Here is a 15,108-nt window from a genome sequence, read left to right on the forward strand (position 1 = left end):
AGCAACCTTTCTCAATAACGCTTATTTCGTATCTTAACGGTTAAATAAATACCTAAAACAGCACCTAAAATACTGACAGAAACGGCAGTGTATAGGAGTAAGTCTTGTAGTAAATAGGCTCCTGCTAACAAGGCGACGATTAAGCCAGCAATAGGCTGGGCAATATTATTTAATAACACTAACAACCCCGTACTCTTACCCAGATTGCTTATTGGGATCAGCTTCTTACGCAAACTACGTAAAAAAACGCTAAACATCTTATCAAAACCAATAATCATTAAAAAACCGACCAGGTAAAGCAAATGGTGCTGGCTCAATGACGTAATAAAGGCCCCCATTATCATCGCAATAAAGGCGATAAAACCCATCCAATAAAGGTCAAATGAAAAACGGGCGATCAGGAGTAAAATTAAGATACTTAACAACACGGCTAACGTTTGTAATAACGCATAGGATGACTCTGATTGGGCAAATACCCCCGTATAAATAGGCGCCATACTTGCTAAAGTCATCCCTAAAATCAGGTTAATACAAAAGGCGATGAGAATAACAGGAAGCAATTGCGGCAAGTCTAAAATTTGCTTTATTCCCTGATTAATTTGCCTAATAAAAAATTGAAACCAAGTTAACAAAGAATAAGTTTTCAGCGCTTCTGGCAAAGGCTGAGGCTTCACACTTTGATTGCTTTGTCCGACACGCCACCAATAGCCTAGACTCACATCGGATAACAAGAATAAGAAAATACAAAGCGTGAGGCTTTGCTGCCAATTCAAATATAAGAGTAAAACACTAGCCACTAATGGCCCTAGCACCATACCTAGCTGATCTGCCAAACTGGAATAAGACAGGGCCTTATTAAAATGCATGTGATTGAAATTTTGTACCAGAACCATTTCCCTTGCCATCATGGCAAAGCTAGTCGCACCGCCAACTAATGCCGCAACCCCCATCAACCAATACACGCTTTCTATCCAATAAAAACCTAATAGACCCAGAGGAAGCACAAAACTGCGAATTTTTTGGCTCACAGAGATGATCGAATAAGGAAAAAGAATATCGCAGAGAACGCCAGCAATAGGAAAAGCTAAGAAGCGCGGTAAGGTTTCGATAAAAAAAGCTAAACCAGAAAGCGCACCACTTCCAGTAATCTGAAAAATCACTAAAGGCACTAAGAAGAGAATGATCTGATCTGCGAGGCGAGAGAAGAATAAAGATGAAAAAAATAGGCAGTCCTTAGCGTTCACTTTTATCCCTTCATTTGAAAATTTTAAATTATCCGATTCGATAGTATCAAAAAAAGCCCCACTCGTTGCTACCGAGCAGGGCTTTTTAGTACAAAAATAAAAGCCTTAGGGATTAAGCTTGGCCTTTAATTTCATCAATACGATTAGCAATTTTCGTTAACTCAGGTCTGTGCTGACGAATTTCATCCGTGCTTAAACCATCGAATTCATGGGGGAAAACCAACCACTCATCCGTTTCGTAAACATAAAAGTCAGGGGTACGACCAGACTTGTTGTTCTTAGGCTTGTAATAAGGGGTGGCGATACGAATCTCTGGTGTATTCTTTTTACAGGCTTTTTGAATATCAACAATGGTTTGTTGAATACTTAAACCGCTGTCATGTACATCATCAACAATTAGCAGACTATCTTCTGCTTCTAAACGCTTAATTAGGTAAGTGAGACCATGTACTTTTACATTCTTATTTCGCTCTCCAATCGCATCGTAAGAAGAGGTACGAATCGCAATGTGGTCAGACTCCACTCCTAACACGTGCAATAACTCTTGCACCGCGATACCTACAGGAGCACCACCACGCCAAACACCAACAATATAATCAGGACGAAAGCCACTGTCGTAAATTTTTAGAGCCAGCTCAAACGAGTCTTCTAATAATTTTTGAGCACTGATAAATACTTTATCCATGATATTACCCTTTCATAAAATACGCTGCCTTCTGGATGAGAGAAGAACAACTTCTAGTTTAGTGGTTTAGCGACTCGCACTCAATATTGCAAAATGCTTAAGATCTGCTTCGTACACTTTATTTTAAGTGTGCAAAAAACAAGCTATCTAGGCTAAAAATTTTAAAGGCGCAAAGATAAAGGAATTAGCGTCTAAAACCAATGTAAATGCGAATTTTTTAGTGTTTATTTGCCTTAAAACCTGACTATTTAGGATCAAGCGATAAAAAATTTCACCGAGTAAAAACTCAGTCAGTATATGAGATAAAAAGCAATTAAGCATAGGTGCTGCTTTTATTAAACAATGTGTTATTAAACTAAAAGTTTACTCATATAAATTTCATCCACATACTCGCCATCTATTTTAAGGGATTGACGCTTGATGCCTTCTTGTTCAAAACCATGGGAAAGGTAGAGTTTTATTGCCTTATGATTATGGGCCATGACTGTCAGCTCTAATCGAGTAAATCCATATTGTGAAGCCCATAACTCAAGTGAGTTTAGCAGCTCTCGTCCAAGACCTTTGCCTGTGAAGGCTGTTTGAATTCCCATGACACAATATAGGTTATGCTGGTTTCTTCTAGCACTGCTGCCAATGCCAACACAAAAGCCCACTATCTTTTGATCAAGTTCAAGCAACAAAAAAACCTTAGATTTACTCCCAGTAAAGTCAGCTAATATGGCTTCTTGCTGCTGCATGGATAAATCCTGCTCACCAGGCTCATGGAGCATAAAACGACTCTCCTTAGCTAATTGCTTAGTAAGCAAAAGTATAGCCTTAGCATCTGCCACCTTAGCATTACGTATCATATTAATATCCTTATCAATTTTTACTAGAAAGACTAACGAGAGCGAGGTTTAAAGTACAGCAGGGCAAGTAATAAACAGCTTAATTAGGTGAAGAATAAAGAAGAGACTTTAATGAAATTCAGGGATTTCACCTTCTGCCACCAAATCATCATAGGCTTGGTTAATTTTTTGGATTAACTCAGCAGACGTTCCCTTACTAAACGCCATATAAGGGTCGATTTTAAAAATAGGTATGACTTGCTTAAATACCGCATCTGATAGACCCATTTGCTTTCTAAGTTGTGAAAAGCTTTTATCACTGGCAGCAAACATATCAATATGGCCTTGCAGTAAGTTATTAATATTTAATTTCTGATCAGTACTAACAGGTAGAAGCTCTGTATTAAATTCTAACCCCATTAAATAGTGATAATTCATACTGTCCTGAATAACACCAATTTTATACTTCTGTATGTCTCTCAACTCATTAACCTGAATGTCATTACGTGCACTGAGTCGATAAAGAGAGCTAAATTCTGTGTCTAAAATGCGTCGTGACCAGACAAAGAGCTTTTCCCTAACTGGCATTCTTACCAAACTATAAATAAGCACATTCTTTTTGTTTAAGGCTATTTTATAAGCTCGTGACCAAGGGTAAAGCGTCATATCATAGTTAACACCTGATCGCTTTAAGACCTTTTTAATATGAACTGTCGCGTCACCGACAATTTCCCCCTCTACCTCATAGTTATAAGGTACCCAATTTTCGGTAATCACATGCAAATTATCAGCCGCATGACTGAAGTGCATCAGGCTAGCAATGGTTAGAGCGCTTATCACCTTTAAAATAAAGACTCTTCTTTTCATTTTTATCTTCAAACTGGGTACCAAAAGCAAAGAGATTATTTAGCAAACTTGCATCTAACAGTATAAACCGAATGTCAGTTTTCGCAGACTTAGGATAGATTTTAAAAGCGCGTTAATCTCCACATAAACTCCCCAAATTGGTCGTACACAGCAAAACTGAACTTTGTTATAACTAACTCAAACAAACAAATCTGGTGAATTTATGATCAGCAATTATCGAAACTTTAAGTGGTTATACCACTTTATTATATTGCTGTTCGTCTGTACTAGTTGCGCATTAGTTTTCAATAACTTTGACACCCAGAATGCAACACATTCTAAAACTTACACCTACGAATGGCTCAGCGAGCTACAGGATGATTTTGTTGCACAAGAGGGTGAGCTAAACCTGGTCAATATAGGTTTATTTTTTATAGGCCCATTCCTTTATAACATTAAGTTTAGAATCAAACCTGAATATCTGGCTCGCTCCCCTCCGCTCATCTCAAGCTAAATCATTTACACATTTAATTTTGAGGAAAGCTTTATATGAATACATTAAAACGGGCTTTAGTCATGGCGGTAACTGCCTTTACGATGACATCAATCAATGCCCAAGACACAAACCAGACATTTCACCAACACGGAGTGGTCGATTTCAGCCTTAAAACGCAACGCAGTCAGCTTTATATCAGCATTAAAGCACCAGGTGAAAATGTGGTCGGATATGAAGGCAACCCCACCACGATTAAACAAATTCAGGCTTTATCGGATGCTTTAAACAAATTTAGGCAATCACAGACCTTGTTTAAACTTCCCGATGCCGCCCAATGCAGTTTAAAAAACCAAAGACTGGTTAACGCAACACCTTCCGACCAAGAAGAGGTTTCACATCAAACCTACAGCCGTGTATCAAAAGAAAATAAAAGCCAAGATAAAGAACACTCTGAGTTTATCATTACTTATACATATAATTGTGAGGCGTTAAGACGCTTAGATAAAATCATGGTGACTTGGTTTGATATTTTTCCTGACACAGAAAAAATTAAAGTCAGGGCATTTAATAGGCAAGTTTTTAAGTTAGAAAAAAGCTTGGATAGCAGTGGTGAAGTCATGCTCCCGCACTTGTTTATTAAATAGAAGCATCTTGAGAGGCAGGTTGTCTGCCTGCCTCTTTATAGATTTTCTATAGGCGGACTATGGAAATACTCCCTTTCAGAATAGCGTTAAATTTGGCACTCTAATCTAAATTATTTTTCTGCCTCAGAGCAATAACGTGTCATTTGAAACCTTAATCTATCTATTCACTACAGGCCTTGTGTGTGGCGCCATTAATGCGATTTCAGGGGGCTCTAGCTTATTAAGCTTTCCTGTATTAATTAGCACAGGCTTACCCGCAAACATAGCGAACGCCAGCAACTTTCTCGCCACTATGCCAGGTTATGCGACAGCAATCCCTTTTTATAGAAAAGAGTTTAAACAGATAAAGTCTGCACTTTTTAGCATTCTATTAGCCGGTATATTGGGTGCGATAACAGGCTCGTTACTCTTATTAGTCAGTGCATCTGATTTTTTCGTTCGGCTCACTCCTTATCTAATGCTAAGCGCTACTTTGTTGTACGCCTTTGGCAATAAAATCCATCAGTTTATTGTGAAAAACGGACAGGATCTGGCATTAAAAAATGGCAAGTCAGGGCAATTTCTGGTCTATGTATTTTCCATTTATGGCGGCTTTTTTGGTGCTGGCATGGGCATTATCATGTTTTCGTTATTACGCATTATGGGATATAGCGATTTCCACCAAGCCAATGCCATTAAGAACTTGATGATTACACTCATGTCCTTGATCAGTGTGGCTATCTTCATAGTCGGCGACTTAATTGCCTGGCCAGAAGCGTTAATCATAATGCTAGGTTCAGTCATTGGCGGTTATCAAATGGTGAAATATGCCCATAAAGTCCCTCAGAAATTGCTGAGTTATTTCATCATTATGCTAGGGCTAAGCTTCTCTTTATATTATTTTTTACAACCTCTATAAAATACAAAGAAAGCCCATAGGCAGGTTAAAGCGGGGTTAATCATGGCAAAACTCACCTTGATTAACCCACTTCCAAGAGATTAGAACCTATGGGCACCTTGCTCTATTTAAGTCTGTATTTCTTGGGTCAAAGGCACATATTCATCCGCCTGAGGTAAACGAACATATAGGGGCTCTTCAACCCTTTTAAGACAAAATCCATCCTCTTTAAGAGGGACTTTTTTGTGTTTAAAGGTGCCTGTCATTTCCACCCCTTTACTAATGCGAAGGAACAGAGGAATAGCATAATTTGGCATGTCTTTTTTCAGTTCATTCAACATCTTATTAAAGTCGAACTCTTCTAACTGACAATCAAGGCGAATAGATGCCATACCAGCACGACCATTGGTATTCGGTATCTCTACCCCATACACAACGGTTTCACTGACGTTGTCGACCCCATCAATGAGCATTTCTACTTCGGTAGTTGAAACATTTTCCCCTTTCCAGCGAAAAGTATCCCCAGTACGGTCCACAAATTGCGCATGACGAAAGCCAATATCACGCATTAAGTCACCCGTATTAAACCAGGCATCGCCTTCCTTGAAGACATTGCGCATAATGCATTTTTCGCTTTTCTCAGCATCTGTGTAACCATGAAATGGGCTTTTGGCCGTTATTTCTCCGATCAATAAACCCACTTCACCTCGCTTCACTTTACGCAGCTTGCCATTTTCATCCGTTAAGGCGGTGTCCGTTTCTTTGTCGTATTCAACAATGGCGTAAGGATAGGGGGAAAAGCCAACGGTACGATCAAAGTTAAGCACATTGGTAAAGCCGATATTGCCTTCACTTGAAGCATAGAACTCCATGATTTTCGGGATATCAAAGCGCTGCTTAAACTCATCCCAAATGGAAACTCGCATGCCATTACCCACTATGATACGTATGCTATTTTCAGCTTCATCAGCTTGCGGGGCTTGCTCCACTAAATAACGGCATAACTCACCCACATAGCCAAAAGCTGTCGCTTTATAATCCTTCACATCCGACCAAAAGCCACTGGCACTGAATTTTTTAGTCATGATAAGACAAGCGTTTCCTGCCAAAACGGACCCCCAACAAATCGCCATGGCGGTGGCATGGTAAAAAGGTAAAGGAACATACATGCGATCTTCAGCCTTAAGACGCACAGAAGCATAACCAAAGGAGCCATAGGCTTTCATGTAACGCCCATGATTAAAAACAACCGCTTTAGGCATACCTGTCGTACCTGAGGTATAGATATAAAAACAAGGATCATCAGGGTAAATAGATTGGCAACTCACAGGGCTTTCTGCACTTTGCCCAAGGATCATTTCAGCAAGATTTTGCCACCCAATAGGAGCAGCGCTAGGCTGCTTTAAAGTATCTTTATCGGCTAGGTAATAATGTTGGTTATCAGGTATTTGAGTCTCTTTTCTAATCGCTTGATAAGCCTCAACACATTCCTCTCCCACTACGGTTAATTTTGGCTCAACCAAGTTAATACTATAGGCCAGTACCTTGCCCTTTTGAGCCGTATTTACCATGGCGGCAATGGCGCCAATTTTAGCGCAAGCCCCTACAACCGCGAGTAATTCAGGACGGTTTTCCACCATCACAGCAATACAATCACCCTTTTGAATTCCTTGAGCGAGAAAAAAATGAGCAATTTGATTAATCCAACGATTAAACTCAAAATAAGTCAGTTGCCTATCTTCATATAAAATGGCTAAGCCTTCTGGGTTTTCATTAACGCATTTTTCAATACAAAGCCCTAACCCCACATTTTTAGTCTTATCCGAAGTGTTGGCAATTTTTAACCCTTTCACCAAGCTAGGGAAGCCTGCCAGAATACTTGGGACTTTGCTTATCATCTTCCTTTTACTGATCAGTGTTTGTGTACTCATTACTGACTCCTAAGCGTTTTTTTTGCACTTTTTATTGTTATTTTCTAGCTAAACCCAGACAAGTATTAGGTCCGCTTTAACAGGAATTACTGCTACTTAGAGTATAAAAACTGCCCCATATGACTTATGTCATTATGTTGCAAAATACTGGCAATTTGTCTCACTCACTTTATAAAAAAGACAAAAAGCGACAATAACGCTAAAACAAGTAGCGTCAGGATAATGAACTTGAAGAAAGCACTAAATTTAAAAAGAAGAGAAAGTAGAACTAAGGGGGAAACCTAATACGAGGAAAACAGCAAAGTTAACCCCGTAAAGAAAGAGAAGAAATTAGCGAACGCTGTTTCATCAATTGGCGGTACTTATTGGGGGTCATATTAAACCAAGATTTAAAGGCTCGATAAAAAGCACTGGGTTCCTTAAAACCCAAAGCTTCACTAATTTCATCGAACACATGTTGGTCCGAAATTAAAAAGTGCACCACTTTTTCCTTTCTCACCTCGGCTAAAATCGCGCTGAAATTTGTGTCTTCTTGTGCCAGTTTTCTATGTAAGGTTTGACGGCTCATATTGAGCTTAACAGCCACCTCATGAGAGTTAAAACGGCCCGTCTTAATACCTTCAGCGATAAGGTGTTTTACTTGGCTATGTAAACTGGATTCCGTTTGATTCACTTCATCCATGTTCCTATCAATATAACCAAGCAGAGCATCTTTAATAAATTCATTGGCGGTTTTAATCGGTCGCTCTAGCATGTCATTGGCAATATCAATAAAGGCAAACTCTTGATCAAAGTTAACTTGAGAACCAAAAATCTCATGATATTGCATCACATAATCAGGCTTTGCATAGGGAAACCCCACTCTTACAGGCAAGACTCTTGTATCAGACAAACGGCTTGCCCAAGTAATAGCAGCGCTCAAACTACGCTCTATTTCACTAATCCTAATACCTTTAGGGTAAGTGTTTTTATACACAAGGCGACAACCCCATTTATAGGTTTGTAATTGTACCTTTTCACACTGATTCATCAGGGCGATGTTATCAACAAAGTTGTGCAGGGCCTCTCTTAAGTTGGCAGAATGTATTAATAGCTGGGACAAGACACCCACCAGCTTAGTATTAATTTGAGAGCCAACTATCAAGCCAATATTGGGCTTCACCCCATCCGTCATGGCCAAATCCCATAATCTTTCTTGTAATTGCACAGGCACACGCAAAGAAACGTCATTGAGTTGCTCTCGGCTATAGCCCAAAAGTGATTCAATATCAGATGAGACAATACCTTCTTTATTCAGCACCTCATAAAGGTCCAATAAAGCCGCAGATGATGTGGTCGCTTGCACTAAATCCTCCCTGACAAAACTTGCATTCATTATGAAGCTTGTCCAGCAATGCCGTTATATGAGGATTAAAAATACCTGACAAACCAAGGAATGTTAACGGCTAGAAAAAGTGTCATGACTGCAAAACATATGAGAAGAAGCAAACCGACACCCTAACTGACACTATAGCAGGTGTTAAAACGCCAAGATTGCAATTAGAAAACAAGCACTTATATTCTCGATATCCACTCAATATAAGTTCAGGATTGAGGCGTTTTAAATACTCTCCTATCTACAATCAATCAACCCAACTAACACTCAAGCTTTTAGCCACACTAAGCAACCTTAAAACGTTTCACCAAGGCTAATAATTCATCAGACAAACTTAACAGGCCATCGCCTTGGGCGCTGGCTTGTTCTGCGCCTTCTTTGCTTTCTAACATGATGTGATTAATCTGGCTAAGGCTTTGGCTAATGTCTGCTACCGTGAGTTTTTGCTCATCGGTAGCATTGGCCACCTGAGCATTCATGTCTCGCATCTGACTAACCGAGTCTAAAACTTGCACCAGCTGTTGTGTATTCTGAGAAAGGTTTTGACTGCAAGATTGCGATTGTTCAGTACAAAACACCATGCTTTTTGCCGTTTTTTCTGCCCCTATTTGCAAACTTGCCACCCGAGTTTCAATATCACTAATCGAACCCTGTGTACGGTTAGCGAGACTCCTTACCTCATCAGCAACCACAGAAAAACCTCGTCCACTTTCCCCTGCTCGTGCCGCTTCTATGGCGGCATTCAAGGCTAACAAGTTAGTTTGCTCGGCTATTTCTTTAATCACATGAATAATATTACTAATAGCGTCACTATTGTGTTTTAGACTGTTAACTTCTGCCATAGCCATGTCCACCTGATGGGCAAGCGTCTGAATTTGTTCACTATTCTCCAGCAAACTTTGATGGCTAGTCTGTAAAATCGATTGAGCCTTTTCCGCTTCTTCTAAGGTGGTTTGAGCATGTTGGGCCACATCCAATGCACTGGCTTCCATTTGTGTTGCTGTGGCGGCTAATCGCGCACTTTGCATGCTTTGTTGCTCTACTCCACTAAGACTTGTGTGGCTAATATCACGGCTGGTATTGGCACTGGTATGAACCGCGGTAACCGTATCTAGAATCTGCTTAACGAGACTGCGCCATTCACGGGACAAGGCATTACTACTTTGAGTCAGTTGAGTCAGTTCATCATGGCCTTTTTCTTCAACCTGGCTGACTAGGTCCCCTTCGCGCATATGAGACATTCCCAAAACAACCCGTTTAAGCGAAGTTTGTATATATCGAACGAGTCTAAAACCTAGCAATAAGGATAAGAACGCCGCCAACAAGGCTCCAAGCATAAGTAACAGTTTACCTTGGCTAACACTGGCTTCTGTCTCATTTGCTAAGGTATCTGCATGCTTAGCCGCTGCATTAGAAAAACCCGCTATTTTCAAACTGTTTTGCTCAACCAAACCCTCTATTTGAACCAATAAAAGGTTAGATTCTGCCAAGGCTTGCTGGGCTTTCAGTTGCGATATTAGGGTTAAACTAGGTTCAAAAAGTTGTGCTTCAAACGGTTGCCAAATCTCTATCACGGACTCATAAGCGTCAGCATCTAACACTTTTAATTCTTGGACTTTGGCATTAATGCGCTCGGCATATTTTTTCACTTCAGCCATAAGTTCGTGATTGGTCTGTTCTGACTCAAGTACTGCCATCACTTTATTGATCAAAAATGCCATATCATTATGTATCGGCTTTAGCAGCTGTAAATAATTAAGGCGGTATTCTTCATGCAGAAGGTCCTCTATGGTGAAAGGTAGCTCATCTACAAGGTAGCGAAACTCTTCATCCTGTTCCGCCATAATGGCTTTAGCCTGATTAAATTTTTGACGCTCATTGATCATGCTCTGAGCATGTTGGAACATAGTATGGGTTAGCGCTTTAATTTCATCGATTTGTTCCCCATCCGTTAGCCTGGCTAAGCTATCAAAATCAGAGGTAAATTTATCGTTTAGCTCTTGCAATTGCTGGCCCACATTAAGTGTGTCATCTATTGCTGTATCTTGATGCAAGAAGGCTAATAACAGGTATTTAGTTTGGGCCAAATTAGTTTCTAAATTGGCGCTCATATACATACGTGGGGAACTGTCATGCACCACAGCATCAATTGTTTCACTGACTTGATTAAAACTTTTAAATGACACAATCGAGGTCACGAGAAATAAGAATAGGATACTTCCCATCGTGATAATAATGCGTTGACTGACACTCATTTTCATCTGTGACTCCGGCTTTTGAAGACATTTTAAGCAGCCGTATCCCTAACTAGGAGATAAAGGCCCTAATTAATAATTAAGTAGAATATTTATGACGTTTTTTTAGAATCAGGCTAAATAGGTCAATTTCCTATCTAGCCTCCAGATATAGACGATCAACCCACTCGCAGTCGTAAAAAATCAGCCATCCAATGGGCTATCATCACAGAGTCCGTTGCGGCCCCTTTTTCACGCACTTGAGTTAAGCCTACTTCACACACATCTAGCGGAATGACATCCCCTTTTCTTAAGTCGATCAGCTCATCTTCATACTCAAGGTTAAACTCAGGGTGAGCTTGAAAGGTTAAAATTTGATCATCATAGATTAAGCCCGCATAGGGGCAAAATTCAGATTCTGCAAAGACCTTGGCATTTTTCGGCAACGCTAAAACTTGATCCTGATGCATAGCGCTAATGGCAAAAGATTCAGGTGCACCCTGAATAAAATCAGCCCCAGCAGTCAGTTGATAAGCATGTAAACCAACACCCCAACCATCTGGGTGTTTATCAACCACACCACCAAACGCATCAGCAATAATTTGATGACCAAAACAGATACCTACCATGGGGCGACCCGTTACTGAGATCTCCAGAATCAAGCTCTTAAGGCGCAGCATCCATGGGGTGTTTTGATAAACATTAAACTTGGAGCCTGTAATCACCCAAGCATCACATTGCATGGCATCATCCGGAAAGAGATCTTCACGAACATCAAATACCTGATACTCAAAGTCTGTTGTCACTTGATCAAATAACGCCACAAACATGTCGGCATAAGAGCCATGCTTTTCTAATAATTCATCCGGTGTGATGCCTGTTGCCAAAATACCGATTTTCAATTGCTTAACCATTTGGGAAGTACCTGTTTTAAACCTATTTTCATTTCTTTTCACATAGGGCTTTATGCAGCCCTATGTTATTTATCATCTAGTTTGACGGTTAACGTTGCCTGTCGACGCATCTGATAAACAGCACCAATCACACCAATGGCTACCACAAGTATCATCAAGGTGGCTAACGCATTGACCTCAGGTGTCACCCCTAATCTCACTTTCGAGAAGATCACCATAGGCAAGGTACTGTTACCTGGGCCTGATACGAAGCTGGCAATGACCAGATCGTCCAAAGACAAGGTAAAGGACAACAACCAACCTGAAATAATGGCAGGCATGATCAAAGGCAAGGTCACCAAGAAAAAGAGAGAACCAGGTTTCGCCCCTAAATCCATCGCCGCTTCTTCTAAGGTTTCATCCATAGATGCTAAACGTGACTGCACTATCACGGCCACATAAGCCAAACAGAAAGTCGTGTGAGCAATAATGATGGTCAGCGTGCCACGACCAGATGGCCAGCCAAACAAACCTTCCATTGCTACAAATAATAAGAGTAATGATAAACCTGTGATTACCTCAGGCATGACTAAAGGCGCCGTTACCCAACCAGAGAGAATCATCTTGCCTTTAAAAGGGCCAAAGCGGCTTAAAACAAAGCCCGCCATGGTGCCAAGTACGACCGCTAAGGTGGCACTGATAAAGGCAATTTTCAGGCTTAGCAGAGCTGCATTAATGATCTGCTCATTTTCAAATAGCTCGCTGTACCATTTTAATGACCAGCCACCCCAGACAGTTACCAGCTTAGATTTGTTAAAGCTGTAGATAATCAAAGAGAAGATAGGTGCATATAAAAACAGATAACCTAAACCTGCTGTTACGGTTAAAAAGCGTGATTTAGTTTGCATTAGACGGCCTCCCCTTTGCCCTGAGAATTACGAATCAACATTATGGGTAAGACCAAGACCACCAGCATCACAATGGCAACAGCCGATGCCATAGGCCAGTCACGGTTAAGGAAGAATTCATCCCACAGCACACGCCCTATCATCAAGGTATCCGCACCACCTAGCAGCGCAGGAATCACAAACTCACCTACCGCAGGGATAAATACCAAGACACAACCTGCTATCACACCAGGCATAGCCAAAGGTAAGGTGACTAAGAAGAAGCTCTGAGTCGGCTTACTACCCAAATCTTGGGCAGCTTCTAATAAGGTGCCATCCATTTTTTCCAAGGCGCTGTATAAGGGCAAAACCATGAAAGGCAGGTAGGTGTAAACAATACCGATATAGACAGCAAAGTCGGTCTGCAACATGATAAGCGGCTCATCTATGATGCCGATCGTCAGTAAGAATTCGTTCACTATGCCGTTCTTTTTCAAGAACTCCATCCAGGCGTAAACCCTTAAAAGGAAAGAGGTCCAAAAAGGTAGAATTACCAAAGCCAATAACAAAACACGTGTAGAGCCATCTGATTTTGCGATGGCATAGGCAATAGGAAAGGCCACGAGCAAGGTAAAGAAAGTCGACAGCACCGCAATTTTTACCGAGCTTAAATACGCATCCAGGTAAAAGTCGTCCTCAAACAAAAACAGGTAATTACCTAAATTTATCTTGATGGAGATATAAGCTTCTTCCAGATCCCAATCTAATAATTCAGAATAAGGTGGAATCGCAATCGCCGCTTCTGTTAGCGAGATTTTAAAGACAACAAGAAAAGGCACAAAAAAGAATAAACCTAACCAAAAGGCAGGGATACCAGCAACAACCGCTCGCCCCCAGTTTACCTTCTTCACGAAGTTGTATTTCTGTAACTTGGCTGCCATGCGGTCCATCACAGCCGAACCTAAAGACATGCTCATGATGTAAGTACCACGCTGCTATCTTCATCCCAATGCAAAAAGACAGCATCATTCCAAGTATATCTGTCGCCCATACTGCGAGTAAAATTAGGCTGGGTCACTCTGACTTCTTTACCTGATGCCAATCGCACTCTAAACACAGAAAGGCTGCCCATATAAGCGATTTCTTCTATGATACCTTGTATGCAATTAACGCCTTTTTCAGGCTCTTTCTTCGTAATTCGAATCTTTTCAGGACGAATCGCCACATTAACAATCTGATCCGGTGCACAGCTAATCCCATGATTCACAAACAAGGTTGTGCCAGCTTCTTTTGAATCTATCTGCACACTGTCTGGCTCGTCTTGAATCACCTTACCTTCAAACATATTGACTGAGCCGATAAAGTCCGCCACAAACTTACTGTTAGGATATTCATACACATCATGGGGCTCATCGGTTTGAACTATGATGCCCTGATTCATTACCCCAATGCGGGTCGCCAATGTCATGGCTTCTTCTTGGTCATGGGTTACCACCACAAAGGTGACACCTAACTCTTCTTGAATATTGATTAACTCAAACTGCGTTTCTTCTCTCAGTTTTTTATCCAAGGCACCAAGGGGTTCATCAAGCAATAAAAGCTTAGGGCGTTTTATCAAAGCCCGAGCTAGCGCCACACGCTGCCTTTGGCCACCCGATAGCTGATGCGGTTTACGCTTACCAAGGTGGCCAAGCTGGACCATGCCTAGCATTTCTTCGACTCTTTGCTTAATTTCCGCTTTTGCAACGCCTTCACGCTTAAGACCAAAGGCCACATTGTCAGCCACACTAAGATGAGGGAATAGTGCGTAAGATTGGAACATCATATTGACGGGACGCTCCCATGGCTGAATACCTGCCATGTCTACACCATCAATCAGGATACGACCACTGGTTGGCGTTTCAAAGCCCGCCAACATACGCAACAAGGTACTCTTGCCAGAGCCTGATCCCCCTAATAAACAGAAAAGCTCTTTCTTATAGATATCCAGCGAGATATTGTCCACCGCCTTAAAGTCACCGAAGTTTTTAGTGACATTTTCTATCCGTAAAAATGGTTCAGCACCTTCTTGTTTCCAAAGTGGTAGCTGTTCAGTTGACATTGAACTGGGCACAATCTGCTCAGAGAAAGACATGGCAAACCCTCGATTAAAATTATTATATAAATTGG

The 15,108-nt window shown here is 41.0% G+C and carries 13 protein-coding genes; 2 read left to right on the top strand and 11 right to left on the bottom strand.

The window, feature by feature from the left end:
- Window positions 1–11 precede the first annotated feature (11 nt).
- The 4 genes from MED121_RS06885 to MED121_RS06900 all read right to left on the bottom strand — a co-directional run bounded on the left by MED121_RS06885 (window position 12) and on the right by MED121_RS06900 (window position 3,623).
- Window positions 12–1,244 carry an MFS transporter gene (locus MED121_RS06885; RefSeq protein ID WP_009832925.1) on the bottom strand — a complete coding sequence of 411 codons (1,233 nt, stop codon included), beginning with the start codon at window positions 1,242–1,244 and terminating at the stop codon, window positions 12–14.
- A 112-nt stretch (window positions 1,245–1,356) separates the two neighbouring features.
- Window positions 1,357–1,929, bottom strand: coding sequence for a phosphoribosyltransferase family protein (locus MED121_RS06890; RefSeq protein ID WP_009832926.1), 573 nt, complete (start codon window positions 1,927–1,929; stop codon window positions 1,357–1,359).
- 350 nt (window positions 1,930–2,279) lie between these two features.
- Window positions 2,280–2,777, bottom strand: a complete 498-nt coding sequence (locus MED121_RS06895; protein WP_009832928.1) for a GNAT family N-acetyltransferase — start codon at window positions 2,775–2,777, stop codon at window positions 2,280–2,282.
- Window positions 2,778–2,885: 108 nt separating this feature from the next.
- The gene (locus MED121_RS06900; protein ID WP_009832929.1) at window positions 2,886–3,623 is read right to left on the bottom strand and encodes a transporter substrate-binding domain-containing protein; all 738 of its coding nucleotides are present in this window, start codon (window positions 3,621–3,623) and stop codon (window positions 2,886–2,888) included.
- Between the two features lie 528 nt (window positions 3,624–4,151).
- Between MED121_RS06900 and MED121_RS06910 the strand changes: the two genes are divergently transcribed.
- Window positions 4,152–4,742, top strand: a complete 591-nt coding sequence (locus MED121_RS06910) for a DUF2796 domain-containing protein (RefSeq protein ID WP_009832931.1) — start codon at window positions 4,152–4,154, stop codon at window positions 4,740–4,742.
- A gap of 136 nt (window positions 4,743–4,878) precedes the next feature.
- A complete protein-coding gene (locus MED121_RS06915) occupies window positions 4,879–5,640 on the top strand; it encodes a sulfite exporter TauE/SafE family protein (RefSeq protein WP_009832932.1) in 762 nt (253 codons plus the stop codon).
- A gap of 107 nt (window positions 5,641–5,747) precedes the next feature.
- On the opposite strand, the gene MED121_RS06920 is transcribed toward MED121_RS06915, so the two are convergent.
- The 7 genes from MED121_RS06920 to potA all read right to left on the bottom strand — a co-directional run bounded on the left by MED121_RS06920 (window position 5,748) and on the right by potA (window position 15,073).
- Entirely contained in the window at window positions 5,748–7,550 is a 1,803-nt protein-coding gene (locus MED121_RS06920; RefSeq protein ID WP_036178896.1) for a long-chain-acyl-CoA synthetase, read from the bottom strand.
- A gap of 304 nt (window positions 7,551–7,854) precedes the next feature.
- A complete protein-coding gene (locus MED121_RS06925) occupies window positions 7,855–8,895 on the bottom strand; it encodes an AraC family transcriptional regulator (protein ID WP_036178899.1) in 1,041 nt (346 codons plus the stop codon).
- A gap of 314 nt (window positions 8,896–9,209) precedes the next feature.
- Window positions 9,210–11,186, bottom strand: a complete 1,977-nt coding sequence (locus MED121_RS06930; protein ID WP_009832935.1) for a methyl-accepting chemotaxis protein — start codon at window positions 11,184–11,186, stop codon at window positions 9,210–9,212.
- A gap of 152 nt (window positions 11,187–11,338) precedes the next feature.
- Window positions 11,339–12,073, bottom strand: coding sequence for a glutamine amidotransferase (locus MED121_RS06935; protein ID WP_009832936.1), 735 nt, complete (start codon window positions 12,071–12,073; stop codon window positions 11,339–11,341).
- A gap of 65 nt (window positions 12,074–12,138) precedes the next feature.
- On the bottom strand, window positions 12,139–12,960 hold the full coding sequence (locus MED121_RS06940) for an ABC transporter permease subunit (RefSeq protein ID WP_009832937.1): 822 nt from the start codon (window positions 12,958–12,960) through the stop codon (window positions 12,139–12,141).
- The gene (locus MED121_RS06945; RefSeq protein WP_009832938.1) at window positions 12,960–13,916 is read right to left on the bottom strand and encodes an ABC transporter permease subunit; all 957 of its coding nucleotides are present in this window, start codon (window positions 13,914–13,916) and stop codon (window positions 12,960–12,962) included. Before MED121_RS06945 ends, MED121_RS06940 begins: the two co-directional genes overlap by 1 nt.
- Window positions 13,913–15,073: a polyamine ABC transporter ATP-binding protein gene (gene potA, locus MED121_RS06950; RefSeq protein ID WP_009832939.1), complete on the bottom strand. Its 1,161-nt coding sequence runs from the start codon at window positions 15,071–15,073 to the stop codon at window positions 13,913–13,915. The genes MED121_RS06945 and potA overlap by 4 nt, the downstream gene beginning before the upstream one ends.
- Between the last annotated feature and the right edge of the window lie 35 nt (window positions 15,074–15,108).

The organism is Marinomonas sp. MED121, assembly GCF_000153025.1.
GTDB lineage: Bacteria > Pseudomonadota > Gammaproteobacteria > Pseudomonadales > Marinomonadaceae > Marinomonas.

Coding starts and splice junctions, on each gene's coding strand:
- MED121_RS06890 (WP_009832926.1), bottom strand. CDS start 1,929: ATGGATAAAGTATTTATCAGTGCTCAAAAATTATTAGAAGACTCGTTT.
- MED121_RS06895 (WP_009832928.1), bottom strand. CDS start 2,777: ATGATACGTAATGCTAAGGTGGCAGATGCTAAGGCTATACTTTTGCTT.
- MED121_RS06900 (WP_009832929.1), bottom strand. CDS start 3,623: ATGAAAAGAAGAGTCTTTATTTTAAAGGTGATAAGCGCTCTAACCATT.
- MED121_RS06910 (WP_009832931.1), top strand. CDS start 4,152: ATGAATACATTAAAACGGGCTTTAGTCATGGCGGTAACTGCCTTTACG.
- MED121_RS06920 (WP_036178896.1), bottom strand. CDS start 7,550: ATGAGTACACAAACACTGATCAGTAAAAGGAAGATGATAAGCAAAGTC.
- MED121_RS06930 (WP_009832935.1), bottom strand. CDS start 11,186: ATGAAAATGAGTGTCAGTCAACGCATTATTATCACGATGGGAAGTATC.
- MED121_RS06935 (WP_009832936.1), bottom strand. CDS start 12,073: ATGGTTAAGCAATTGAAAATCGGTATTTTGGCAACAGGCATCACACCG.
- MED121_RS06940 (WP_009832937.1), bottom strand. CDS start 12,960: ATGCAAACTAAATCACGCTTTTTAACCGTAACAGCAGGTTTAGGTTAT.
- MED121_RS06945 (WP_009832938.1), bottom strand. CDS start 13,916: ATGAGCATGTCTTTAGGTTCGGCTGTGATGGACCGCATGGCAGCCAAG.
- potA (WP_009832939.1), bottom strand. CDS start 15,073: ATGTCTTTCTCTGAGCAGATTGTGCCCAGTTCAATGTCAACTGAACAG.